Source organism: Synechococcus sp. H60.3, from assembly GCF_047462295.1.
Classification (GTDB): Bacteria; Cyanobacteriota; Cyanobacteriia; order Thermostichales; family Thermostichaceae; genus Thermostichus.
Window position 1 is genome coordinate 1 of record NZ_JANSIY010000017.1, and the last position, 26108, is coordinate 26108.

General features: G+C 60.5%; 19 protein-coding genes. 7 read left to right on the plus strand and 12 right to left on the minus strand.

Going from position 1 to position 26108, the window contains the following annotated elements:
• Positions 1-156 precede the first annotated feature (156 nt).
• Both murI and NW841_RS03295 read right to left on the minus strand, forming a co-directional pair.
• On the minus strand, positions 157-1035 hold the full coding sequence (murI, locus tag NW841_RS03290) for a glutamate racemase (RefSeq protein ID WP_414377734.1): 879 nt from the start codon (positions 1033-1035) through the stop codon (positions 157-159).
• 75 nt (positions 1036-1110) lie between these two features.
• Complete coding sequence (locus NW841_RS03295; protein ID WP_414385342.1) at positions 1111-2982, minus strand: N-acetylmuramoyl-L-alanine amidase; 1872 nt, start codon at positions 2980-2982, stop codon at positions 1111-1113.
• Between the two features lie 160 nt (positions 2983-3142).
• Here NW841_RS03295 and NW841_RS03300 point away from each other — a divergent pair, with 160 nt between their 5' ends.
• Positions 3143-4261: a hypothetical protein gene (locus NW841_RS03300; RefSeq protein ID WP_414385344.1), complete on the plus strand. Its 1119-nt coding sequence runs from the start codon at positions 3143-3145 to the stop codon at positions 4259-4261.
• Between the two features lie 59 nt (positions 4262-4320).
• On the opposite strand, the gene NW841_RS03305 is transcribed toward NW841_RS03300, so the two are convergent.
• The 10 genes from NW841_RS03305 to sufR form a co-directional block, all read right to left on the minus strand.
• Positions 4321-6621: a DUF1796 family putative cysteine peptidase gene (locus tag NW841_RS03305; RefSeq protein ID WP_414385347.1), complete on the minus strand. Its 2301-nt coding sequence runs from the start codon at positions 6619-6621 to the stop codon at positions 4321-4323.
• Positions 6622-6950: 329 nt separating this feature from the next.
• Positions 6951-8285, minus strand: coding sequence for a sensor histidine kinase (locus NW841_RS03310; RefSeq protein ID WP_414385349.1), 1335 nt, complete (start codon positions 8283-8285; stop codon positions 6951-6953).
• Between the two features lie 24 nt (positions 8286-8309).
• On the minus strand, positions 8310-8915 hold the full coding sequence (locus NW841_RS03315) for a tRNA-(ms[2]io[6]A)-hydroxylase (RefSeq protein WP_414377769.1): 606 nt from the start codon (positions 8913-8915) through the stop codon (positions 8310-8312).
• A gap of 321 nt (positions 8916-9236) precedes the next feature.
• Complete coding sequence (locus tag NW841_RS03320) at positions 9237-10307, minus strand: 3-deoxy-7-phosphoheptulonate synthase (RefSeq protein ID WP_414336186.1); 1071 nt, start codon at positions 10305-10307, stop codon at positions 9237-9239.
• Positions 10308-10862: 555 nt separating this feature from the next.
• A complete protein-coding gene (locus tag NW841_RS03325; RefSeq protein ID WP_414368569.1) occupies positions 10863-12224 on the minus strand; it encodes an efflux RND transporter periplasmic adaptor subunit in 1362 nt (453 codons plus the stop codon).
• Between the two features lie 50 nt (positions 12225-12274).
• A complete protein-coding gene (locus tag NW841_RS03330) occupies positions 12275-13567 on the minus strand; it encodes an NAD(P)/FAD-dependent oxidoreductase (protein ID WP_414364003.1) in 1293 nt (430 codons plus the stop codon).
• A 76-nt stretch (positions 13568-13643) separates the two neighbouring features.
• A complete protein-coding gene (gene petC, locus NW841_RS03335; protein ID WP_414359196.1) occupies positions 13644-14180 on the minus strand; it encodes a cytochrome b6-f complex iron-sulfur subunit in 537 nt (178 codons plus the stop codon).
• Between the two features lie 128 nt (positions 14181-14308).
• Positions 14309-14899: a DUF3365 domain-containing protein gene (locus NW841_RS03340; RefSeq protein ID WP_414385351.1), complete on the minus strand. Its 591-nt coding sequence runs from the start codon at positions 14897-14899 to the stop codon at positions 14309-14311.
• A 42-nt stretch (positions 14900-14941) separates the two neighbouring features.
• Complete coding sequence (locus tag NW841_RS03345; RefSeq protein ID WP_414385353.1) at positions 14942-18157, minus strand: efflux RND transporter permease subunit; 3216 nt, start codon at positions 18155-18157, stop codon at positions 14942-14944.
• A gap of 138 nt (positions 18158-18295) precedes the next feature.
• The gene (sufR, locus tag NW841_RS03350; RefSeq protein WP_414385356.1) at positions 18296-19009 is read right to left on the minus strand and encodes an iron-sulfur cluster biosynthesis transcriptional regulator SufR; all 714 of its coding nucleotides are present in this window, start codon (positions 19007-19009) and stop codon (positions 18296-18298) included.
• Positions 19010-19171: 162 nt separating this feature from the next.
• Between sufR and sufB the strand changes: the two genes are divergently transcribed.
• The 6 genes from sufB (at position 19172) to NW841_RS03380 (ending at position 25917) form a co-directional block, all read left to right on the plus strand.
• The gene (sufB, locus tag NW841_RS03355; RefSeq protein ID WP_414372335.1) at positions 19172-20608 is read left to right on the plus strand and encodes a Fe-S cluster assembly protein SufB; all 1437 of its coding nucleotides are present in this window, start codon (positions 19172-19174) and stop codon (positions 20606-20608) included.
• A gap of 123 nt (positions 20609-20731) precedes the next feature.
• Complete coding sequence (gene sufC / locus NW841_RS03360; RefSeq protein ID WP_414385357.1) at positions 20732-21505, plus strand: Fe-S cluster assembly ATPase SufC; 774 nt, start codon at positions 20732-20734, stop codon at positions 21503-21505.
• Positions 21502-22809, plus strand: a complete 1308-nt coding sequence (gene sufD, locus NW841_RS03365; RefSeq protein WP_414385358.1) for a Fe-S cluster assembly protein SufD — start codon at positions 21502-21504, stop codon at positions 22807-22809. Before sufC ends, sufD begins: the two co-directional genes overlap by 4 nt.
• Positions 22810-23495: 686 nt before the next feature.
• Positions 23496-23948 (plus strand): AbrB family transcriptional regulator, encoded by a 453-nt coding sequence (locus tag NW841_RS03370; RefSeq protein WP_414364014.1) that lies wholly within the window; start codon positions 23496-23498, stop codon positions 23946-23948.
• Between the two features lie 135 nt (positions 23949-24083).
• Positions 24084-25484, plus strand: a complete 1401-nt coding sequence (locus NW841_RS03375; RefSeq protein ID WP_414364010.1) for a 1-acyl-sn-glycerol-3-phosphate acyltransferase — start codon at positions 24084-24086, stop codon at positions 25482-25484.
• A 232-nt stretch (positions 25485-25716) separates the two neighbouring features.
• Complete coding sequence (locus NW841_RS03380; RefSeq protein WP_414364011.1) at positions 25717-25917, plus strand: hypothetical protein; 201 nt, start codon at positions 25717-25719, stop codon at positions 25915-25917.
• Positions 25918-26108: the final 191 nt, after the last annotated feature.

The following is a 26108-nucleotide window of genomic DNA, read 5'->3' on the forward strand; positions in this document are numbered from 1 at the left end:
GAACTCAGAATCCTACCCCGACATGGGGTGTTCTACCTCGAGTGGGTGTATGCCAAATCTTCTCAGCCCCAACCCCTTGACCCAAGTGATCCGATGGCATAAATAGGCCGTGGGCTTGTGTTGAAGTTCCAGTTGGACTGGGATCTCAGGGCTCGCTCAGGGCCGGCGGGAGTTGTTGACATCCAAGGCCGGCCATTCCACCCGTTCCACCTGTGGCCGAAAGCCCAACCAAGGGCTGGCCAACTGGGCAAACCGCTCCGGATCCCCACTCACGTAGAAGCGGTGAGGTTCTGCCTGGGGCACAGTTGAGGGTCGGCGCAGGCCCCAGAGGCTGAGTTCGCGGGCCAGGGATCCCACCAGTGCCACGCCGGGATCCACCCGTCTGACCGAAGAGGGCAGCAAGGACTTCAGGAGAGGATCCAGCAGTGGGTAGTGGGTGCAGCCGTAGACAAGGGTGTCGATCCCCCGCTGCAGGAGCGGCTGCAAGTAGCGTTCGGCGGCTTGGCGCAGCTCGGGGCCGTCCGACTGGCCGGCTTCGATGAGGGGGACGAACTCCGGGCAGGCCTGCTCCCAGCACTGGACAGTCTGGGGAGAGCGCTTGGGATCCAGGGCGCTGTACTCTTGAATAGCCTTGGAGTAGGCGCGGCTTTTGACCGTGGCCGCCGTGGCAATGACCCCAATGCGGGATCCCTGGGCCAAGGCTGCCTGGGCGCCGGGCAGGATGAGGCCAAGGATGGGCAGGGCAAACTCCCGCTGCACTTGCTCCAAAGCCAGCGCCGAGCTGGTGTTGCAGGCCATCACCACCACTTTCACCGGCTGCGCCTGCATCCAGCGGAGGATCTGCCGCACAAAGGTCAAGATCTCCTCCGGGGAACGATCCCCGTAGGGCAGCCGGGCCGTGTCGGCAAAGTAGAGAAGGCGTTCCTGGGGCAAGCGACGGCGCAAGGCCCGCCAAACCGTCAACCCGCCCAAGCCACTGTCAAACACCCCAATTGGCCAACTGGGATCCGGATCTGAGCCCCACTCCCAACGCATGCTCCCTTCTCCTCAACACCTTGGCTGAAGCTGCTGTATCCTAGCCTGGGCGCGGCGCCCCCTTTCCTGCCCTTTCTAGCGCTTGCGCAAGAAGGTCTCGATGCCATCGGCAATGGCCCGCGCCAAGATGGCCTGGTATTCGGGGGCAGCCAGTTTCCGCCCCTCAGTGGGGTTGGTAACATACCCCAGCTCCAGCAGCACTGAGGGCATGCCCACGGGCGTTTCCCGCACCACAAAAAAGCGGGCCCGCCTCACCCCCCGATCTGCAGCACCGGTGGCTTGCACCAGGCTGCGGTGCAGGATGGTGGCCAGCTCGGCGCTGTCGGGCCGCAGGTAATAGGTCTCGATGCCGTGAACACTGGAGCGCTCCAGAGCATTGGCGTGGATGCTCACCAGCAGAGTGGCGTTGGCCTGCACGGCCCTATCCACCCGCGGCTGCAGCAACACCTCGCGGTCATCGGTGCGCGTCATCACCACCGTATACCCCCGCTCCTGCAACAATTGCCGAACCTGGTGGGAAACGGAGAGCACAATGTCTTTTTCCTGGATCCCACCTACCCCGATGGCACCGGGATCCCGTCCGCCGTGTCCCGGATCGATGGCGATGACCGTCCGGCCCAGGGGGGGAGGAGGGGAAGCTTGGGCAGGCGCCGGCGGCTGAGGGGTGGGCGGCGGTGCGTTGAGAGGCCGCAGCTCCAGGGTAATGCGTCGGGATCCCTGGCCAGGGTTGGGCTCAAAGACATTGAACTCTTCGGCAGGTTGCACCAGAATGCTGACCGTGCGGGCATCTTCCTGCACAAAGCGGATCCGCTGCACCGGTCCCCCGACCGGCAAGCCGGGATCCGGCAAGGACTCGGGCAGGCGTGCCGGGGCCACATTGATGCGGTAGCCACCGCTTTCGGGATCCCAGCCGGCCCGGTAGAACATGAACCCATCGGCGCTAATGATGAGCTGATTCCCCCGCAGCTCCACAGAGCGTAAGGTAGCCAGCGGCCCTTGGGCCTCGGTTGGGCTGACATCAGGCAGAAGGCTGGCCTGGGCAGCACCGCCAGCAGGCTGGATCCAGATTCCTCCCTGCTGCGGGTCGTAGCGGGCCTCCCAATCCCCACTGGAAGGATCCACATCCAACACCACGCGGGCAATGGTGGGCTCGAATTGCCCCACCCGCAGCCGCAAAACCCCCAGGCGGTTGACAGTATAGATCCGCTGGGTGAGGGCAGGGCTAAGGGTGGTGTTGAGAAAATCCACCACCACCCGATCCGGATCCAGGATGCGCCGCACCGTGGTGGAAGGGCTGCCCTGGGTGCGGATGAAGAAGCCTTCCGCCTGAGGGGAGATGGCCAAGATCTGATGGCCGGAACGGGCAGGTGGGGGAGGTAGCCCGGCATCGGGGCGGCGGGGCAGCGGTGGGGACGGTGAGATGGGATCCCTGGGGCCAGGCGCCGAGGGAAAAAGCGGTGCGGTGGGCGAGGGTTGGCCAGCCTGAAGGAATTGGACAGCCCAGCGGGAGGGGCTGGCAGTGAGCAGTTGCAGTTGGTCGAGGCTAAGGGGCTGATCCGGCTGCAGGTGCAGCACAAAGCGAGTGATGGTTGGGGTGAGCTGCCTGATCTCCAACGAGGTAACCCGTCCTGGAAAGGTCTGGGTTTGGGGCTCCCGTCCAAAAAGGGTGTTGGGAAAATCCAGCACTACCCTAGGAGGGTTTTGCAGCACAAACACAAAAGGCCGCACCTCTCCCTCGGTGTTGACCTCTAGCCACCCCCGCTGTGGGTCGTAGTGCCAACGGTCAATGCGAGACAGACCAGGAACAGGGGTTGGCTGCGCTTGAACAGGCAAGGGGGAAAACAAACCTGCCCCGGCTAAACCCAGTAGCAGCGTCGCTCCCCACAGGGCGCTCTGCCTAGACGGTTTGGGATCCCGTCTTCTCCCCAGCTTGCCCAATTCCCGCATGATCCTCCATCCACTCCAGCACACCTGCTGCCCTCAACTATACCAACCTCCCCCAGCAGCGACCCGAGAAGGAGCGCAATTTCGCCGGTGCTTGCCAGGCTGGGGATAATGGGTAAGGATCCTCGTCCTGCCGCCGCCTTGCTCTGGGAAGTAACTGGCAATGCCCGCCTTCCCCGATCCCCTCGCCCTGGCCCGCGCTGGGAACGGCCAAGCAATTGTGCGAGTTGTTCGGCTGGAGCTGCTGCGACGGGGCTGGCCTGCGCAAGTACATTTTGCTGACAACACCCTGCACATCCACCTGCTGGGATCCCTGCCCCAAGGCCTCTCGCCGCCAGGGGTTGCGGCTCAACTGTTTTTAATGGTGAAGCAACTGCGGATTCCACGCCTCGAGCAATTGGAAATCCGCGCTTTCCGCGGCTCCCAGTTGCTTTGGCAGCACAGCCTGCGCCTAGGATCCCAGCCGCGTTGGGATCGCTTTTCTTTTGATAGCTGGACAGTCAACCTCTGGACCTATCCGGCTGCAGTGGTGGTGGCCCTGCTGGTAAACAACATTGCGCTATTGCAGGTGCTACATCTCCCTTGGCACATTTGGATTCACGAGCTGGGCCATGCCACAATTGCCTGGTGGAGTGGGCATCGCGCTTTGCCCTTACCGTTTGGCTGGACCAGCATCAGTTCCCAAAGGGATCCCTTTGTGTACTTTGGGATCCTCTTTTTATTGGCTTTGCTCTTCAAGTCGGCTCGCGAGGAGCGGATCCGATGGCTGCAGCCATTGGCTATTGTTCTTGCTCTGCTGCAGTTTTATATGACCTGGCTCATGCCCAATCGCACCAAAGAAATGCTCATTACCTTTGGCGGTGTAGGCGGTGAGTTTTACATCAGCACCTTCTTAATAGCCTGCTTTTATCTTCGCTTGCCAGACCGCTGGCGGTGGGACTTTTGGCGATTCGTCGTTCTGGGAGTTGCAGCCAGCAGCCTCTGGAGAAGCTTTTGGCAATGGCATAGAATTCAAAAAGGGCTAGCTTCAATTCCGTGGGGAACTCTGCTGGGTGGCCAAGGGGATGCTGGTGGGGATATGAACCGCTTGGTTGATGATTTTGGCTGGAGTGCCGACCAAATTATCCAGACCTACAAATGGTTAGGGAACTTGTGCGTTTTGTTGATATTGTGCTTGTATGTCATATTTTTATTGCAAATGAACGATGAGATTTGGCTAAACCTACAAGCAAGGCTCATCCTCTGGGCTGATGCTCTTTTTAGGCGAAGCAAACGCCACTGAGGTAAGGCGGAGCAGGCCCCTACCGGCAGCTTCGCGTTCTAGGTTAGAATCTCAGACAATTAAGATGGCTGGGGAGGACACCAGAAAAGATTGCGGCTGGAAACTCCCAGAGAATGGAGGATCTCCCTCATGATCCCTGTGCAGTACTGCCAATGCTGGGGATCCGCACACATGCGGTCGGGGTTGAACTCCATATCGCAGTGGATGACATTGGGGATCCCGGCAAACTCATCCGAAGACTGGGGGGAAATGATGAGGAGCAGAAAGGGTTTGCCCTTGCGCTTGGCCGACAATTTATCCATCAAGTCGATCACTGCGCCCCGCTGACAGCCGCCTGTGCGAACAAACAAGATCTTGTCTGCCTTTTCCAAAACATGTAGAAAACGCTTGGCACGGGCTGTGTAGCGGGTTCGCATCCGCTCGTAGATGGGGCTCATGTCCCACAAGGGATCTTCCCCTTCTTCCAGCTCATGGCCAAAAGATAGGCCTGTCCACTTGCTGTGATAAATGCGGCGATCTGCAGGGCTGTAGCGCAAGTATTGGGGATCCCACATGCCCTGAAAATCGTGGTGGATCATATCGGCCACATCCGCTAGGTTGCTGGTGCGGGTCAAATCAAAAGGAAATGCAGGCCCGTCGTATTCCAACTTGTAGAGCAGCATTCGCACTGCACAGCGATCCCCCAGGGGAACAACAGCAACGCGATGAATATCAGATAAGGCGCATGTGTATTCCAATAGCATGACCGAGTTGGGAGCGGCCTTGACCCGGCTTTCTAACCCCCCTTCTCCAATCATCAACGTGCGGAAAGGAGCATCGCGATAGAGGGGATCCTCATAAACCCCTGGTGGCAGAGCTCTGAGGGCAGCCCGCACTTCCTTCCACATGGGGTGGATGTTGTACTCGTGATTGCTCCGATTGATCACGCACAGGCGAGGCCTGGGATCAGAAGAGCCTTTTGAAGATCCACTGAGCTTGAGCAGGATCAGGGATCCATCCTCGAAGATCGTTTCTACTGCTTCTGCGGAAAAGAACTGAGCTATTGGGGAGAAGATGAGGTCGGCATCTGCAGGAATGGAGAGGGTGGTTTGAACCGAACTGTCCTCTTGTATGGAAAGTAAATGTAGGGTCTTGTCTCCTATCCTTGCATCGCTTCTGCCAATATACAGTCCCGGCTGCAGGCGTGATTTTTGGAAAGCAGTCTGCAAAGATTGCCAAGTCGGCGCAAGGGTATAAGGGTAGGGGGTTATATTCACGATGCGAAATTGATCTCTGCCTATTTCTGCAGCTACCCAAAAGCCATTGCCGTCTTCAAAAATGATTCGTTCTGCAGTGGATTGAGCCAGCTTTCCACGAGCCGACAGAACTTGGCCGGGCTCGAAGAGCGAGAGATCGATGGTCTCAAACATGACCTGATGTCCCCTGGAATTGGGGTGAGCGGGGTCAAAAGCAAGGTCTGGTTTCCAGCGGCCCTGGCCATCGTCTAGGATGGGCAGCCAATTGAACACAGGGCATCCCCAACCGAGCATCTTTTGCTGAGTTTCCTGCAGAAGCAGATGCTGTTCTGGACCATAGTCGCCGTGAGGATAGACCCCTGCCAAGATGGGCAAAGCGCCTATATTTTGAATCTTCTCAATCAGGCGTCGCAGGCCGTTTTCAAACCGCCTTTGGACGGCACGTCGATGCTCCGGCAGAGCCGTGGCCAAGCCCTCATTTCCCAACGACAAGGCCACAATTACCACGTCCGGTTGTTCGGGAACGACAACTTGATCAAACCGTGCCAGCGTTCGGCTGACCGTAGCCCCCAATTCCGAGAGATTACGCACCCGATGGCCGTAGCGCTCCCGCAAGGCTTTCTGCAACAGCCAGGCCCAACCTCGCAATAGCCAGGCGCTGCACCCCAGGGCAACGGAGCTACCCAAAACAACTATCTTCAGTCCCGGCAAATCTTCAGGCTCAGGCTCAAGAATAGGGGTGGCAAAATAGCCGTAAGGACAGGAAGGGATCCGGCCAAACTCGCCATCTTCCACGATCAAAACTGATGGCAAAGGCTGAGGCTCAAGCGGCACCCAGCGATTCCTATCGGCAGCTTCCCAAATAACTTCGCCATCGGCCTGAACGCGCAGATATCGGTACTCCACTCGAGGGGTCTCTTGAGGCCACTCCCCGGAGGATAGGGGGCCAGAAGTGCCATCTGCCAGGCCTAATGGCAACTCCACCCACCAGAGCGGATAACAAGCGGGATCCGTCTGCAGCCAAACACAGCGGCTCGGATCCCAGGCGCCCAACCGAGGGCTGGATCCCACCAGGGCAATTCGATCACCGGGCTGAGTGGTGGCGCGAACTTGGAAACGATACATTTTTTTGGAAGTTTTTGGAGGAGGGGGAGAGGAACTTCTCCGGACTTGCCGGTAAACAGACATACTCAAGCAGTCGGCTTACTACCCTGCCGGCAACTTGCAAGAGAAAGCAGAGGCTGGGATCCAGTTCCGCCTCATCTGTCTTAGTCCTGACTTTGCTTTTAAAGAGAAATTCTGAAATCCGGAAACAGAAAATGACGGAAAGTCAGAAAAAGAGCCTCGGCTCAAAAGTAAGGCTATTAAGCCAGGATGTTTGCAGTAAAGAGTAGACTGAACTTTAGCCTGAATTTAACATACTGCCCAAGGATTGTCTGTTTTCTAGAGCACCTTTAGACAGTTTCTGGAGTGCAAGTTTCCAATCGTCGCTGGGGCAAAATCACCTCAAAGGTGGATCCCTGCCCCACCTTGCTCTCAACCCGCACCTGTCCCCGGTGCTGCTCGGTAATGCTTTTGACAATGGCCAGCCCCAAACCTGAGCCCGACCGCCGATTGGGATCCCCGCTGCGGGCCGGATCCACCCGGTAGAAACGGTCGAACAGGTGGGGCAGTGCCTGGGGTGGGATCCCCGGCCCGGTATCTTGCACCTGCAGCACCAGTTCTGGGGATCCGGAGCGCAGCCGCTGTTTTAGCCGCACCTGCACCTCGCCGCCGGGGGGGGTGTGGAGAAGGGCGTTTTCGATTAGGTTGGTGAACAGGCGGGCCAGTTGCTCTTCATCTCCCCAAAAGGCAAAGGGATCCCCTCCCGTCTCCTCTGGGGGGGCGGCCATATCCAGCTTTAGACGGATCCCTTTTTGGTTGGCCAAGCCCTGCAACTCTTCCACCACCTGCAGCAGCAGAGCATCCAGGGCACAGCAGCGGGGCTGGAAAGGCACCATGCCGCTGTCGTGGCGGGCCAGAAACAGCAGGTCGTCCACCAGCCGGCCCAGCCGCAGGCACAGCCGCTCCACCATCTGCCAGCGCTGGCGGGTGTCGGCATCCAATTGGGAGTCTGCCAAAGCCACCTGTACCGTGGTCTGGATGCTGGCCAAGGGGCTGCGCAGCTCGTGGGAGGCATCGGCGGTAAATTGCTTGAGCTGCTGGTAAGACTGGCGGATGGGCTGCATGGCCAAACCGGAGAGCAGCCAGCCGATTCCTCCTACACAGGCCAAACTGGCCGCTACCCAGAGGCTGAGATCCCGAATGAGCTGGCGTGTCGGCTTGCTCACCTCAAACCAGGGGTGGCTGACCCGCAAATACCCCAGCAGCTTCCCACTGGCCAGGATCGGCTCGGTGAACTGGCGCAGCCAATACCCAGGCGCGATGCGGGCGGTGTGCAGGGATCCCTCCGTCAGCAGGGGGGCAGGGATGCCGCCGGGCACGGTGGACCAGATGAGGGATCCCTGGGGATCAAACCACTCCAGGTCGATGTGGTCGTCTGCTAGGGTGCTGGGATCATCCCGAAAGCTGGCTTCCAAGCTGTGGCGGACCTGCTGCGGGTTCAAGAGGCTCTCGTCCACCACCAGGGAGCGCTCGACAATTTCCACCACATGGCCCAGCGTGTCGTCCACCCGCTCAATCAGGGTTGACTGCACATACCAGTAGAAGCTGCCGGCAAACAGCAACAAAAACACCCCCGTTACCACCGTGTACCAGAGGGCCAGCCACCGCCGCGTTGCCTGGAACATGGGGTTGCATGGGAAGGGGAGAGGTTAGCTGTGGACACGAGGCTCGGGGTGAAGGGTGGAGAGGATCTCGGCTTCCACCTGCAGCAAAGCGTCCAGCCGCTCCTGCACCGGCTCGGCGGGGAACTGTTCTAGCGCCAGATCCAAATACAACTGCCAGTGCCGCTCTTCAGCCGCCGCCAGCCAGAGGTAAAACTGCCGCAGCTCCGGGTCGGGGACGTGGATCCCCAGCAGGCCTAGGCGTTCGTGGCTGCGGGCCTCGATGATGGCGGCCACTAGCAGTGCATCCAAGAGATGCTCCGGCTCGGAGCGGCGTAGGTGCTGGTTGAGGCGGCTGGCATAGGGAGCAGCCGAGAGGGGCTTGATCGGGATCCCCAGCCGTTGCAGGTGCCGGTGAACCCGCTCAAAGTGCTGCAGCTCCTCCCGCGCCAGTGGTGAAAGGGCTTCCACCAGCCGCCCGTTGGCCGGGTAGCGAAACAGCAAACTGAGGGCATTGCCCGCTGCTTTCTTCTCGCAGTTGGCGTGATCTAGCAAAATCAGGTCGAGGTGGCGAATGGCCTGCTCGATCCAGGCCGCGGAAGTTGGCGAGGCCAGTTGTAGCGTCGGCACAGGGTCAGAAGAGGTTGCAGGGATCAACAGCTTCCAAGTTGACCCATCCCGCCCGCTGCGGGAGCAGGGAACGGAACTGGGTCAATCGGATCTTAGCCTTGCCAGCGTACCCCTTTCTGCTAACTCCTAGATCCCGTCTGATGCTCTGGCAGCAGTTGTCCTTATCCCCGGCCCCTCTCCCAGAGGGAGTCAGCCCAAGCGCTCCGCGCCGCTCACGCGACCACCCCCAGCCCCTCTCCCAGAGGGAGCCAGCCCTCACCCCCAGCCCCTCTCCCAGAGGGAGAGGGGAGTTGCACTGCTGCCGAGCACAACTTTATTGCCTTGCTTGGGTCTTGCAGGGCTTTTTCAGTGATTCAAAGCCAAGGTTTTCCCTGCTACGACTGCTGCCATCTCCTGCAACAGATCCTCGGTCTCCTCCCAGCCGATGCAGCCGTCGGTGATGGAAACGCCGTACTTGAGTGGTGCCCCTTCCTGCCAGGTTTGCTTGCCTGGGTTGAGGTTGCTCTCCAGCATCAGCCCCATCAAGGCCCGCTGCCCTGCTTGGTACTGCCGCAGCACTGCCCGACAGACGGCTCCCTGCTGGCGGTAGTCTTTGTGGGAGTTGTCGTGGGAGCAGTCCACCATCACCGAGCGCGGGATCCCTTGATCCTTCATCAGCAGCGCCGCCCGCGCCACATCTTCCGGGCCGTAGTTGGTCTTGCCGCCGCCGCCGCGCAACACAATGTGCCGGTCTGGGTTGCCGGTGGTTTTCACCAGAGCCGTCATGCCGTCTTGGCCGATGCCCAGAAAACTGTGGGGGTGACTGGCGGAGAGAATGGCGTTGAGGGCAATTTCCAGCCGCCCGTCGGTGCCATTTTTGAAGCCCACGGGCATAGAGAGGCCACTGGCCATTTCCCGGTGGGTCTGGCTTTCGATGGTTCGGGCGCCGATGGCCGCCCAGCTCACCAGGTCTGCGGTGTATTGGGGAGTTACCGGATCCAACATTTCTGTGGCACAGGGCAAGCCCAGCTCGTTGATCTGCAATAGGATGGAACGGGCCAGTTGCAAGCCAGTGGCAATATCGCAGGAGCCGTCCAGGTGGGGATCATTAATGAGGCCCTTCCAGCCCACTGTGGTGCGCGGCTTCTCAAAATAGGTGCGCATCACAATCACCAGGTGCTCGCGGGTTCGATCGGCCACCCGCTTGAGGCGGTGGGCATACTCCAAGGCCGCTTCGGGATCGTGGATGGAACAGGGGCCGACAATCACCACCAAGCGATGGAGATCCCGCCCGTGGATGATGTCGCGGATGGCTTGCCGCGTGGAGAGCACCACTTGGGCTGCCGTTTCCGTCAGCGGCAGCTTGGCCTTGACAGCAGCAGGGGCAATCAAGGGAGTCACCTCTTGGATGTTGCAGTTGTCGGTTTGGGGGGGCATAGAACTGTCCTTCATCGTGGGCAAGATTGTGTGCAAGGGATGGGAAGTGAGGGAATGGAGCATCGAGCCATCAAAAAAGCCCTGGCACTGGGCTCAGGGCTTCAGGACTGACTCGGGTAAACTAGGCTCTATGGTTTACGCGTCACCCTTCCGCCCTGGTCGTTGCCAGGGAAAGCTAAAGTAGCCAAAAAAGGGAGCGCGCCAGGTCATCTTCAGGGGAAGGAACTCGGAATCTGTACGAGATGAGTATAGCGGAAGTATACCCAAAAAGAAACTGGATTTACCAAGACGGGTTCAGGTTCTGGGTCGCTCCCAGGGTTCCCAGGCGCAGCCCAGAGGACGGTTTTCTCCCACCCAGATCAAGAAGCTTGCCCGCTCCGTAGCCATCACTCTGCGACGCTGTTGCAAGCGGGGCGAGGAGAAAAGCTTCAGGGCGGTGAGGGACTTCTTTCCGCTGCCTCAGCCCGACAAGGTCGCAGCGGCGAAAGCCCCGCAAGCCCGGTGGAAATCAAGAAAGTCAGCAGAACTCTGGGCTTCTGTCCTAGGAAACAGTTTTCAGAAGGATCTAGCCCGGACGGCAGCCGCTTCCTGGATTACCTCGTCTCCAGGCTGTAGCCCACTGTGGATCTCCACCTGATCCCCATAGCGGGATCCCACCACCACGGGCGTAAACAGCGGCTTGCCGTCCACCAGCCGGTACACGCCCGTAAGGCCGAACTGTTCTACCAGGCTTGCTTGGGGCAGGAGCAGGGCTTGGCGGGTTTCTCCTGCCAACTTCAGACGGCCCAGCATGCCCGGCATTGCTCCGGGGAGCGGGGGAATCTCCACCTTCACCTCCACCGTTCTTGAGCTGGGGTCGGCGCTGGGGATGATTTGGCGGATGGTTCCCTCCACGGTTTGGTTGAGGCTGTCGATGCTGATGGGCACCGCTTGTCCCACCCGGATTTGGCCGGCCAGGGATTCGGGCAAGGCCACGGAAAACCGCAGCCGCTCGCTGCTTTCTAGCTCCACAATCGGCTGGCCCGGCCCCGCCAAAGCCCCTACCTCCACATACTTGCGGGTGACGACGCCGGCAAAGGGGGCAACCAGGGTTCCGTAGGCAAGGTTGGCTTGGGTTTGCGCCACCCCTGCCTGGGCCTGGGCCATGGCTGCCTGCACCTCAGGGATCCGGCTTTCCGCCTGGGCAAGCTGGGCCCGTGCTTGGGTCAATCCCTGTTCGGCCTGCTGGATCCCGGCCTCGAGCTGGGCCAGGCGGCCCAGGAGCACGGCTACCCGCGTATTGGCCTGATCCACCTGGGCTTGGGCCACGGCTCCTTCGGCGTGCAGCTTCTGCATCCGCTCTTGGTGCAAACGGGCCTCCTGCAGCTCCGCTTCCGCCTGCTGCTTCTGGGCTTGCACCTGGCGCAAGGCTTCTTCCGCTCCCCTCACCCCCGCCTGGGCGGCCAGAAGGCCTGCTTGGGCCTGCTGCAGTTGCGCCTCAGCCTGTTGCCGCTGGGCTTGGGCCTGTTGCTGGGCGGCTTGCACATCGCTGATATCCAGGCGGGCAATCAGGGATCCAGCCGCCACCCGCTGCCCCTCCTGAACCGGCAGCTCCACGACTCGGCCCACGATGCGGCTGCTGAGGGGGGTGCGCTCCACGGCCTCTAGGCTGCCCACCAGGATCCGCTCTTGGCTGATTTCCCGTGGCTTGACCTCCAGCGTGGTCAGTGGGGCGGCCTCGGTGGCTTCCAGGGACCCTGTCCCGCCGACGCGACCGGCAACCTCCAAAGCTGCCCCCCCTTGGCCGGGCCGGCCTTGGGATCCCAGCAGCCAGCCGCCCAGCCCCCCTAGCGAGAGGAAGAGCAGCGCCCAGCCCAGGTGGCCCCAGCTCCAGCCGGAAAACGTTTGTTGTTGCAACCTGCCGACTTGAGTTTTCATAGCGCAAGTGTCCGGCGTAACTTGAGCGTGACGAGAAAATCGGAACTTTTCTAAGGGGAGACCAAATCTCCCAATGGCTTGGAGATGGGCTCTATCAGAGAGAGCCCCACCCCCTGCAAACTGAGGCGCTCAAACCAAGGCACCGCCCACCCCCAGCGCATCTTGGCCAGGAAATAGTGCTCAAAGGCGGACTTGAGCCAACTGACCCATGGCCCTTGTACGGCCAGGGCGCGGCGGCGGCGCCCCAGCACCGGCAAGACAGGATCCGCCAAAAAGAGAATGCCCGTATCGCCGAAGTCGGCAAAGCAGATGGCTTCCAGCGTCGGGCTCACGGGTTCCCCCCGCAGGGCTCCCAGGCGCAGGGCGATATTGTGCGCCACCGCCATCCCCATCGCCTCGGTCATCTGGCCGGTTTTGGGCACTCCCACCGGCAAAGGGGTTGTCTCGGAAGGGGCTAGCTGGGTCACCACGCCCACCGCATAGAAGCTATCGAAGTCGGGATGCTGGTAGGTGGAAGTTACCGGCAGGAAACCGCGGGCGTCCGTCAGGCCGGGGACTTCCCGCAGGAACTGGGCTCCCCGGAAGGGCGGCAGCAGCATGGCGTAGGCAAAAGGGATCCGCTCCCCTTCTGCCAGCACGATTTCCCCCTCTTCGACACGGGCAATGGCAGTATTGGCCAAAACCCGGATCTGCCGCTGGGCCAGCAGCCGTTTCACCAGCTCCTCGGCCCCCGCCATGCCGCCAATCCCGAAATGGCCAGCATAGGGCTCCGGCGTGATGAAGGTGATGGGCACCTGCTCCCGCAGCCCTCTTTTTCGCAACTGCCCCTCGGCCAGCAAGACAAACTCATAGGCCGGCCCAAAACAACTGGCCCCCGGCACCGCTCCCACCACCAGCGGCCCCGGCTGGCGGAGAAACTCTGCCCACGCCTTCTGAGCTAGCAAAGCATGGTGCGGCGTGCACACCGACTGGGTAAACCCCTGTTCCGGCCCCAGACCTGGGATGGCGTCCAAGGCCAACTCCGCTCCCGTGGCCACCACCAAGTAGTCGTAGGCCAGAGGCTCCCCGTTAACCCGCAGGGTGCGCTTTGGCGGCTGCAAGTCGGTTACCGTGCCCTGGATAAATTCAATCCCCTTCCTCTCCAGCCGCTGCGGCAGCTCCACCTGAATGTCCGCCAGCCGCTTCAGGCCCAGCGCCACCCACGGCAGAGAAGGGGTAAACGTAAACTTTGGAGTATTGCTGACTACAGTTACCTGGTGGGATCCCTGCGGCAAAAGATGCCGCAGCTCGTAGGCAGTAGGCAGCCCTCCCAGCCCAGCCCCAATGACGACGACGCGAGCCATCAAAACTGCTCCCCCTCTTTTCTGAACTTGATGAAAAAAACCTGCGGCCAGAAGCCGATCCCAAGAGCGCCCTCCTTCACACCCACCAGGGCAGACTCCCCGTTCGCGGATCGACATCCAACCAGGGAGAGAGCCAGATCCACCCCTCCCGCACCTCCACCCGCACCAGTTTCAGAGGCAGCGCTGCCGGCCCTCGAATCACCGAGCCATCAGCCGCATAGCGGGATCCGTGACAAGGACACTGGAACTCTTCGGCCAGCGGGTTCCATGGGAAGGTGCAGCCCAGGTGGGTACAGTTGTTCACCAGCCCTTGCTCGTCCAGCTTCCCCCCCTCCCTAACGGTGAGGTAGGTGGGCTCCCCCGCCAGACCCGCCACCAGCGCCCGCGTCCCAGGCGGCTCTGCCAAGATCTGCTCCGCCGGGATCGGGTTCCCCAGCTTGTCTTTGGCCAGGGCCGATCCATTGGCGGATCCCTCCGCCGGCGGGATGAGATAGCGGCCCAGCGGGTAGAGCACCGAACCCGCCACCGCCGCCAGCGCCGAGCCGGTCAGGAAGTTGAGAAAACGGCGCCGCGACAGCGGCGGCTCTTCAAACGGAACCAAGGCAGCGTCCATAGAAATCAACTCCTTGGTAACCCTCTCCTATTGTTATTTTGACAAACTATATAACCATATGTCGATAAAATATGTCGATAAAAAGTGGAGAGAAGATTTGGTTCTCCTCCTTGCCTGGGGACAAGGGGTTATCGAGCAGGTTCCTCTGCTTCGGGAATGAACACGGCGTACATGCCCCGCAGGTCTCCCACCTTGAAGTCGTAGGCCCGGTCTTGGGGGTACTTGCTGACAATGAAGGCCGGTCGCGAGTCCTTGGGCCCATGACAGGCCAGGCAGCTAGCCTCGACGTTGATGCGGCGGTAGTAGCGAATGCCCCTCTGGCCAGCCAGCACTTCCCGCTCCCAAAAGCCAATGAGCTCCGGATCCCGCTGGAAACGGGCCAGGGCCATCGTGGCGTGTAGATTGTCGGGGGCGTGCTCCGGGTTACGGTACTTTTGGGCAATTTGCTTAACTTGCCAGCCATTCTCCTGGGCCAGGGCCTGTGCCTGCACCGCCACGGGGCGACAAACCTGTTTGAAGGTCTCGGCATCCACCGCCGCAGGCGGGGATCCGGCCAAGCTGGCCGCCAGGCCCCGCCGCAGTTGATCCAGGTATTCTACGGACTCCACCGCTTTGGCCAGTTGGGCGGGATCCGGCTGGGCCAGGGCGGCGGCAGCGCCCCAGCCCAAGCTGCCCAAGGCCACCGCCAGCAAGAGCCATCTTCTCAGGTATGTCCACATCGTCTTGTCTCCTTCTCGAAGGGTGGATGTCAAAAAGTTTCTCTACGGGTGGGATGGCTGGTGCTCCAGAGCCGGCTTGGCTTTGGCAAGGCGGATTTGCTCCCCGTAGAACCAGATGGGAATGACCACCAAGGTCAAGGCGGAAGAGGTCAACATCCCCGTCAACAGCGTCCAGGCCAAGCCCGACCACACCGGGTCGGACAAGATGGGCACCGTGCCCAGCATGGTGGTGATGCTGGTCAGCAAAATCGGACGAAAGCGAACGGCCCCGGCTGCCACAATGGCTTTTTCCAGGCTGACCCCCTGGGCCCGCTGATCGGCGATAAACTCCAGCAAGACGATGGCGTTGCGCACCACGATCCCCGCCAAGGCGATCACCCCAATCATGGCCGTGGCGCTGAAGTACACTCCGTTGAGGCTAAAACCCACCAGGATGCCGATGAGGGCCAGGGGAATGCTGCCCAAGATGATCAGCGGAACCTTGAAGCTGCGGAACTGGCCCACCAGGATGAGGTAAATCAACAAAATGGCTACCAACATCGCGAGGCCCAGATCCCGGAACACGTCCAGGGTCAGCTTCCATTCCCCATCCCACTGGATCCAAAAGCCCTTGGGGAGGGGATGCCGCCAGAAATAGGCTATTTGATCCAAGACTGCATAGACCGAGGAGCGGCGGGCCATCTCGCCCATTACGTAGGCCACGGGCCGCTGGTCTTTATGGAAGATGGGCTCGTCGGCCACCGTGGGCACCCACTCCACCAGCTCCGACAGGGGAACCAGGGATCCCGTCGGCGTCGGCAGTTGAATGCGGTTGAGATCCTCCAGGCTTTGCCGGGCCGACGGCTCGAGGCGGACATGGATCCCCACGGGTGTCAGCTCCCCGGGCAGTTGCAGGATGCTGACGGTGGATCCCCGCAGGGCCAAGCTCAAGGTCTGGGAGACCTCCGCCGTGGTCAGGCCGACGCGGTTGGCCCGCTCCGGATCCACCTTCAGGGTCAACTGGGGAATGGGGTTTTTCACCGAGTCGTCGATGTCCACCACGCCCTCCGTCTCGCCAAACACCTGGCGCACCTGCTTGGCCAACTGCCGCAGTTGGGCGTAGTCGGGGCCATAGATTTCTGCCAGCAGGGTAGACCGCACGGGCGGCCCAGGTGGATCTTCCACCAGCTTGACGATGGCGTTGTGCCGCTCCGCCACCTCTTGCATAGCAGGCCGTAGGCGCAGCACGATCCCTTCCGAGTCGATCCGACGGGCTTCCGGCTGGCTGAGGTGGACGCGGATGTCGGCCACATCCTCGCCCTCGCGGCGGTAGGATCCCCGCAGCAGGCCGTTGAAGTCCACCGGCGCCCCCGTACCGACGTAGGTTTCAAAGCTAAACACCTCGGCATCCTGCTTGAGCACCTCCTCCAGCTCGCGGGCTACAGCGTCGGTAGCGGCCAGCTCCGTCCCCCGCGGCATATCCAACTGCACTAGGAAGGTGTCCTTGTCCGCCTTGGGCAGCATGCGAAACTTTACCACCTGGGTCAGGGGCAGGAGAAAGCTGGCCAAGAACAGGCCAGTGACCACCCCAATCAGCAGACGCCGCCGGAAGGCCGACTCCAGCAGCGGCTGCATCAGGCGGCGGTAGAGCCGATACAGGCGCGTTTCTTCCAGAGCGAGCTGGGGTGGAGAGGCCTCGGTGGAGGGCTTGAGGCGAATCCAGCGGGCCGCCAGAAAGGGGGTAACCGTCAGGGCCAGCGTTGTGCTGATGATCATCGCCACCGGCACATTAAAGGGGATCGGCCCCATGTAGGGCCCCATCATCCCCGTGACAAAGCGCATGGGCAGGAAGGCCAAAATGACCGTGATGGTGGAGAGAATAACCGGCACACCCAATTCCTCCACCGCGGCAATCGCCTCCTCCACCTTCTCGCGAAAGTTCATGCCGGGGCGCAGCTCAAAGCGACGGTGGATATTCTCCGTAACGGCGATGGCGTCGTCCACCAAGGTGCCCAGGGCCAGGATCAGGGCAAAGAGGGTGATGCGGTTAATGGTTTGGCCGGCAACCCAGCCCACGCCCAGCGTGCCGGCCAAAGTTAACGGGATTACAAAAGCCACAATGGCCGCCTCCCGCCAGCCCAGGAAGATCAACAACAGGCCGACCACAATGCCGATGGCCTGGAAGAGGCTGTTGTAGAGGTTCCCAACCGCTTTTGAGGCCGTCCGCCCGTCGTTGCGGGTGACGGCAACCTGGATCCCGGGAGGCAACTGCGGCCGCAACTCTTCCAGCCGCCGAAAAATGGCCTTGGCTACGGTGACCGCGTTGGTTCCCGGCTTCTTGGCAATGCCGATGGTGACCGCCGGCTGGGTGATCCACTCTCCCGTCGAGCGGCGGCGCGGATCCGGATAGGGCTCTGTGATGGGCTCGTCGCTGCGGAAGTGGATGCGGGTCAGGGAGGTGCGCTCGGCAAACTCATCCCGCACGCTGGCTACATCTCTGAGATAGACCTCCGGCTTGATCTGAATGGCGGCCACGTCCTCAGCCGAAGCCAGCCGCTGTCCCCCCTCCAGGCGGATCTGCTGGGATCCCACCTCCACTTCTCCCGCCGGCAGTTGCAAGTTTTCGGCGGCAATGCGCTGGGCCACCTGGGTCGGGGAAAGACCATAGCTGGCCAGCCGCTCCGGATCCAAATCCACCCGGATGGTGCGGGGATGCCCCCCCACCAGCGTCAGGTGGGCCGTGTTGGGAAGGCTGCGCAGATCCTCCAGCAGCCGCTCTCCCACCCGCCGTAGCTGATTGTCGGTGTAGTCGGCCCCCGTCAAGGTGAGGGTAACAATGGGGACATCGTCGATGATGACCGGCTGCACCTGATAGCTGGCGCCAGGGGGGAATAGCTCCGGGTGGCTAAACAGATGGTTTTGCAGCTTGAACAGGCTGTCTTCCCAGTTTTCCCCCACCTCATACTGCACCGTGATCAAGCCGCCAGAGGCCTGGGCCACCGAGTAGATGTGGTCGATCCCTGTCAGCTCCCGCAGCTTCGCTTCCACAGGGGTAATCAGCGTCTTCTCCACAACCTCGGCACTGGCCCCCGGATACCGCAAAACTACATCCGCTGCCGGGACGACAATTTGCGGGTTTTCTTCCTTGGGGGTCAAGGTCGCCGCCAGCAGGCCAAAGATGGCCAGGCCCACAATAATCAAGGAAGTAAGCTGGGCGTTGTTGATAAAGTAAGCGGTAACCCGCCCCACCCCTTGGCGCGGCTTCTCCAGCTCTGACATGGGAAAAATCCAGATTGGTTCATGCTTATACTACCATATAGCTATACTTTTATGCATCCATAGCTGCTCTTGCCCGTCTTCCGAAGCCGTCACCTGAGGTAGGCCCAGCAAAGGACGAACTGCTAATCGTGGCTGGGTCTAGGGGGGGGATCCCGTCTTGGCAATCCAGTAGCCGCACTGGTGTTCTCCGTCCACCTGCCAGGTGAGGCGCTCCACCCGACAATCGGGCAGGGCGGCGGCAAACATCTCCAGCTCGTGGCCGCAGACGCTGGGAAAACGCTGGGCAATCTGGGCGATGGCGCAGTGGTGCTCCACCAATACGTATTGCTCGACGTACTCCTCAGCGCCTTCTGCTGTCCTCGGCGCAGCCAGGTGGTTGGGATAGGGGTAGTACTCCGCCATGTAGCCCTCTGCCTGGCGCAACTGCACCAGGCGCTCCAGCCGCTCGGCCAGGGATCCGGAGCCCATCTGGGCTTGGTACTCCTGGGCTTTGCGCTGCCACTGCTGCTGGAGCAGGGATCCCATCTGTTCGGATCCCAGGGTTTCAGCCAGCGTATTGAGCAGACCGAGGGCAAACTCGTCGTAGCCGGTGGGGAATTGCGCTTCTCCTTGGGGGCTGAGCTGATAGAGGTGCTGGGGGCGGCCCAAACCGCTAGCTTGAGCGACATGGTGGATCAGCCCCTCTGCCTCCAGATCCTTGAGGTGGCGGCGAATGGCCTGGGGAGAAATGCCCAAGTGCTTTGCCAGAGTCTGGGCGGTCGCCTGCCCCGTCTTGCGTAGGTAGATCAAGATAGCCTGCTTGCTGGAAACGGGTTGCGTGAACGGATCGGTGATCTTGCGCGCGCTCTCCACCCTCGCCCTCCTGGTTAGACTGGGTTTACTCGGCTGCCGCTGCCAGCACCGCTACTTTGACAAGGGGATCATTGCTAAAGTAACCTGAGGATTAGTTAAGCAACAACCATGTTGTTTTAATTGGCCATCTGTTTTGCCCCTGTCCCTAACCGAGAGCCATCCATGTCTACGAGCGTCCGCACCCTAATTAGCCAGCCCTACAAGTACGGCTTTGTTACCGACATCGCCTCTGAGTCCATCGGCAAAGGCTTAAATGAGGACATCATTCGGCAAATCTGGGCCAAGAAGGGGGAGCCGGACTTTATGCTGGAGTTCCGGCTGCGGGCCTACCGCCAGTGGCTGAAGATGAGCGAGCCCACCTGGCCGAATGTGACCTACCCGCCCATCGACTACCAGAACATCGTTTACTACTCCGCTCCCAAGGTAAAGGAGAAGAAAAAGAGCCTCGACGAAGTGGATCCCGTGCTGCTGGAAACCTTTGAGAAGCTGGGGATCCCTTTGTCGGAGCAGAAGCGGCTGGCCAATGTGGCGGTGGACGCCATTTTCGACAGCGTCTCGGTGGCCACCACCTTCCGGGAAAAGCTGGCCAAGGAAGGGATCATTTTCTGCTCCATGTCGGAGGCGCTACGGGAGTACCCAGACTTGGTGCGCAAGTACCTGGGCACGGTGGTACCCATTGCCGACAACTACTACGCGGCGCTGAACTCGGCAGTGTTTAGCGATGGCTCCTTTGTCTATGTGCCCAAAGGGGTGCGCTGCCCGATGGAGCTGTCCACCTATTTCCGCATTAACAACGGCGAGTCGGGCCAGTTTGAGCGCACCCTGATCATTGCTGACGAGGGATCCTACGTCAGCTACCTGGAAGGCTGCACGGCCCCCATGTTCGACACCAACCAACTGCACGCGGCGGTGGTGGAGCTGATTGCCCTGGACAATGCCGAGATCAAGTACTCGACGGTGCAGAACTGGTATGCCGGCGACGAAAACGGCAAGGGCGGCATCTACAACTTCGTGACCAAACGCGGCCTCTGTCAGGGGGCCAACTCCAAGATCTCCTGGACGCAGGTGGAGACCGGCTCGGCCATCACCTGGAAATATCCGAGCTGCGTGCTGGTGGGGGAAAACTCGGTGGGCGAGTTCTACTCAGTGGCCCTGACCAACCACTACCAGCAGGCCGATACCGGCACCAAGATGATCCACATAGGCCGCAACACCCGCAGCAGAATTATCTCCAAAGGCATCTCGGCGGGGCATTCCAAAAACAGCTATCGCGGCCTGGTGAAAATTGGGCCCAAGGCAGAAGGCGCCCGCAACTTTTCCCAGTGTGATTCCATGTTGATTGGGGATCAGTGCAGCGCCAACACCTTCCCCTACATTGAAGTGCAAAACAACACTGCCAAAGTAGAGCACGAAGCTTCCACTTCCAAAATCGGAGAAGAGCAACTGTTCTACTTCCAGTCGCGCGGCATTTCTGTAGAAGACGCTGTCTCCATGATCATCAGCGGCTTCTGCCGAGAGGTGTTCAACCAATTGCCAATGGAGTTTGCCGTCGAGGCGGATCGGCTGCTGAGCCTGAAGCTAGAGGGATCCGTTGGCTAGATCCCTGGCGAGCGGCTATGCTCGTTGCCAATTGCCGAGCAGCCTGGCGCAGCTCCACCTTGGGGGCGGCGCTGAAGGGGTAGGTCTGTCCGCCAATACTTCGACCCAAGACGAACTGCTGACATGATCCGGGAAAACAGCCCTGTCATTTTATCTGTCCGCGATCTCACGGCTGAGATCGACGGTACCCCTATCCTCAAAGGGGTGAACCTGGAAATCCGGGCCGGCGAGATCCACGCCATCATGGGGCCCAATGGCTCCGGGAAGAGCACCTTCTCCAAGATCTTGGCCGGCCACCCCGACTACCGGGTAACAGGGGGCGAGATCCTCTATCTGGGCAAGGATCTCTTGGCAATGGAGCCGGAGGAGCGAGCCTGGGCCGGGATCTTCTTGGCCTTTCAATACCCCATCGAGATTCCGGGGGTGAGCAACTTGGACTTCTTGCGCGCCGCCTACAACGCCCGGCAGAAATATCGGGATCAGCCGGAAATGGATCCCCTCGATTTTGACGACTTGGTGCGGGAAAAACTGAGTATTGTCAGGATGGATCCCGCTTTTTTGGAGCGCTCCGTCAACGAAGGGTTTTCTGGCGGCGAGAAAAAGCGCAACGAGATCCTGCAGATGGCGGTGCTGGAGCCGACGCTGGCTATCTTAGACGAGACGGATTCTGGCCTGGATATCGACGCGCTGCGCGTCGTTGCCCAGGGCATTAACCAACTGGCCGGCCCTGAGAAGGCCATACTCCTCATTACCCACTACCAGCGCCTGCTGGAGTATGTAACCCCCGACTATGTGCATGTGATGGAAGGGGGGCGCATTCTCCTCAGCGGCGATAAGACCTTGGCGCTGGAGCTGGAAGAGCGGGGCTATGACTGGCTCAAGGAGGAGGTGGGATGAGCGCTGCGGTGCCCAAGTCCTCGGTTCGAGAAAGCGACGCCAGCGGTTTTGGCCGTCCCTTTCTGGAGCACATCCTCCGCCAAATTCCAGAGGTGGAAGATCCCCATACCACCCTGAGACAGCAGGCCCGCGCCCAACTGGCGGAACTGGGGATCCCCACCCCCCGCGAAGAAGACTGGAAATACAGCGACCTCTCGCCGCTAGTGGTCCACACCTTTCGCCTGGCCGGCCCTGGACAGGCAACGCTAGAGAAGGCCGTGCTGGAGCCCTGGCTGTGGCCGGAGAGCCGTCACAGCTATGCGGTGTTCGTCAACGGCTACTTTGCTCCCCACCTTTCTGACTTGAGCGGCCTACCCTCAGCCCTGCGAATTGCTCCCCTAAGCCAGTCGGCTCCTGGATGGTTGCAAACCATCGCCAAGCTCGACGTCTTCAGCGCCCTCAACACCGCCCATCTAGGCGATGGGATCCAGATTGAGCTGCCACCCCAGCAGGAGGTTTTGCCGCCCTTGCACCTGCTCTGGGTGACGGTGGCCCCAGAGAGAGAAGCCGTTCTGGCCCAGCCCCGCTGTCTGGTGGCTTTGCAGGCCCACAGCTCCCTCACCCTGATTGAAGATCACCTCTCCTGGGGGGCCGGGATCCCCTTTGGCAACGCCGTTACCGAGATTGCCCTAGCTGAAGGATCCCGTCTACACCATGTGATCCTGCAGCGGCAGGGATCCCAGGCTTTTCACATCAACCAAACTGCTGTGCGCCAGGGCCGCCACAGCCACTACCGGCTGCAGGCCATCCAGTGGGGATCCCAATTTTCCCGCCACAACCTGGAGCTTGCCCAGGTAGAACCCCAGGCCTACACCCACCTGCAGGGACTGACCCTGCTGAAGGGATCCCAGCACAGCGACACCCACTCCCGCCTGGTGCATCAAGCGCCCCACGGCAGCAGCCGCCAATTGCACAAGTGCATCGTGGACGAGGCGGCCCGTGCGGTCTTCAGCGGGCGCATTTTGGTGAGCCAAGCAGCTCAACTGACAGACGCCGCCCAGACCAACCGCAATCTGCTGTTGAGCCCCAAGGCGCGGGTGGATACGCAGCCACAGTTGGAGATCTTTGCCGACAACGTCAAATGTGCCCACGGGGCCACCGTCAGCCAACTGGAGGCCGAAGAAATCTTCTATTTGCAAAGCCGCGGCATTCCCCAGGCCCAGGCCAGGCAACTCCTCACCTATGCTTTTGCAGCCGAGATCCTCGAAGGGATCCCTTTGGCCCAGCTTCCTTCCCAGGTGGCCCAGCGCTTGGGATCCGGCTGAGTTGTCCCTCCCATTTTGCCCCAGCCCTTACTGCCATCAGCCAGTCTTGAAATGGCTGCTAGCGGCCTGCGTCGCCCGCGCCCGTCGAACGGCGGGACAAACGCCCGTGGCGTCGTCGGCTCCCGCTGAGAAGCCCGAAGTCCCTTACCGGCCCTGCGGGTGATGGCATTGGGCCGTAGGCTTGCTTTGGCTATTTTTCCGGCTCGTTGTGCAACACAACATCACAGCCCCTTTTGCTGAAGTTTGGAGAAGCCGTCTTGGGGGTTTAGGACGGCAGAGGGGTGGAAACTGGAGAAACAGATCTAGTCTGGTTGGCGCGACTTTATCATCGCCAATCCTGACCTGGCCCACTGCTTCAAGCAAGTCTCTTCCCCCGATCCTGCGGATCCCTCTGGCCTCTCCGCCGAAGCACCCAGGGCGCCGAAGAGCCATACCGATTCTCCAGCCTTCGTCGCCATCAAAACAAAAGCTACAGCCCCCCTCCGCACTTGAGTCCCTGCTGCCCCCCTCACCTTTTACCACGGAAAGAACACCGATTGAACGCCTATTGAGAAGAGCCTTTCTCCCTTAGAGAACCACTTCAAGTAGTAGGAGAAAAATGTGACCTCGAAAAGAGCCCCCAACTTTTGGTTGCAGAAGTACGCCAGGAGGTTATGATCCTGGAGAGGACTGTAGGGCATCAGAAAATGTTGGATATACCACCACAACCTTTAACCGGGAAGGCTCTCCTGCAGAAGGTAGAAGCGTTGAGCCATCTTCCGCGCCGCGAGACGGCAAAGCGCTGTGGCTACGTAACCATGACCAAGACCAACAAGCTCCGCGTCAACTTAAATGAGTTTTATGATGCGGTGCTGGCGGCAAAAGGTCTGAGCCTCAGTCCAACTTCCAGCCGTGACAAGCGCGGCCGCGAGCCAACCTTTCGCGTGAGCGTTCACAAGAATGGTCAGATCATCATCGGGTCCGCTTACACCGAAAAAATGAATCTCAAGCCCGGCGATGAGTTTGAGATTCAGTTGGGCTATAAGCACATTCACCTCAAGCAAGTACTCAACGGCCAGGTGATGGAGGACTCAACCTCGAACGAAGAAGCTGCCCCCAAAAAGACGCGGAGCCGCAGGAAAAAAACAACAGGAGCTTGAACCTCTTCTGGAGTTGGGCAAGGGAATCCAGTTGAGAAACTGTCACTGCAGGGCTTTCTCTCCTCCAAACCCTCCATAAGATGGGATCCGAAGCGTGGGTTTATTGACTTGCCAACCCTAGATCTGAAGATCCCTATGTACCAGACTGTTCAACCTCCTCTCAAATTTCTGCCGCCGCGATTGACGCCTTGGGTGGTTCGTTTGGCGCAGGCGGGTTTGCCCTTCTGGTTGCGCTGGGCCAAAGGGATCCCGCGCGTTGAGGTAGATGGGGGCGAGCGTTTGGCTCAGCTTTATCAGCAATTCGAGGCAGGCAAGATTCGCCTGTTGGTAGCCTTTCGCCACCCCACCCTTGACGATCCCCCCTGCCTGATGTACTTGTTTTCCCATCTTCTGCCTCAGGTGGCTCGACAACAGGGGATCCGCCTGCGGCAGCGGCCCCACGTTTTGTTTGTCTACGACCGCGGCCTGCCACTATGGCTGGGCTTCATTGGCCGCTGGGGGCTTCCCCGGCTGGGCGGGATCCCGATTTTGCGGGGCCGTCTGGATCGGGCAGGGCTGAAGAGCTCTCGCGAGCAGTTGGTCTCAGGCCAGTACCCACTGGCGGTGGCTCCAGAGGGGACGATCAACGGCATGAGTGGGCTGCTCAACCCGCTGGAGCCGGGGGTGGCGCAAATGAGTTTTTGGGCGGTGGAGGATCTGCATAAGGCGGGGCGCCCGGAGGAGGTGCTGATCTTGCCGGTGGGCCTCCGCTACTCCTATTTGAGGGATCCCAGTGCGGCCCTGGACAGGTTGCTCCGCCGTATGGAGGCCGATTGCAAGCTCCCGGCCACGCGCTCGGCACATGTCGGCAAGGGGTTTCTGATGGCCCGCTTGCTTCGCCTGGCCGAGCATTTGATTCAGGTTATGGAGCATTTTTACGAGCGCTTCTACGCCCCCGCCCTGCCCTCTGCCGCTCGGGTCAACCTCAAAGAGGGAGAAGGTCTGTGGGCACGTCTGCAAAGCCTATCGGATCTGGCCCTGCGCGTGGCCGAGCAGCACTTTGGCCTGCAGCCCCAGGGGAACTTGATCGAGCGGCGGCATCGCATCGAACAGGCAGGCTGGGCCTGGATCTACCGGGAAGATATCCCTGATATTGCTGCGCTTTCGGCTTTGGAGAAGGGGCTGGCCAATCGCGTTGCCTCGGAGGCCAGCTTCCACCTCTGGCACATGCGCCTAGTGGAGACCCTGATGGTGTTTGCCGTGCGTCCCCTGCCGGAGCAGCCCGGCCTGGAGGAACTGGCCGAAACTGCCCTGCGGCTGTGGAACCTGTTGGTCTGGATCAAAGGCAAAAACGCCGTCGGCGCTGCCCCTCCCAGATTGGGGCCGCGGCTGGCCCGTTTCAGCATCGGGGATCCCCTCTCGGTTTCAGAGCGCTGGCCCGCCTATCAGGCCAACCGCCGGCAGGCCGTACAAGCTCTAACCCAAGATTTGCAAGCGGAGATGGAGCGGCTGCTGCAAGGGATCCCACGCTCGCCTGCGGCCATGGCCGTCGGTTGAGATCTGGGTTGGTTGGCCTTGTCGAAGGGAGCGGGAAGGCCTGTGCCGAAACTGATACCAGCCTGTTGTTGGGAAGTGTAACAATTCCTCAGGATGTTTTTTGAGACGTTTTGTGGGAGCAAGACGAACTTTTGCGTTATCTGACAAGAAAATGAAGGAAAAGGGAAGCTTCTGACGCTTGCGGTAGAAAGGTACCAGGAAGAAAGGTAGTGAGGCGCGTTGGCCTTCGCCTATGTCTGATGAGCTGCTCCGCGCAATTCGTAGGCGCGACCTAGAGGCCGCCACCTCAGCCGTGCAGCGCTTGCGTTCCCGCCACCTGAGTGAGGCTGTGATTACCTCAATGGTGATGGTGGCCGTGGAGCGATTGGCCTGGGACGAGGGCGATCGGGCTGCCGCCAGTTGGTTGCTACGTCACTGCGCTCGACGACGCTGAAAGGGATCCCCTCCCCTTCTAAGGGGGCTGTCCGTCAACTGGATCCCTGCCTCTGTTTCCTAAGGTGCCGATGGCCGCCTCTGCTGCTCCCTGCGCGGATAAACCCAGTGAGCGGGCATTGGCTCAGCTCTGCTGGAGTGGCTAGGATCTCGGCCAGTTCCACCAGATTTTTTTACTCTTGTTTATTCTTG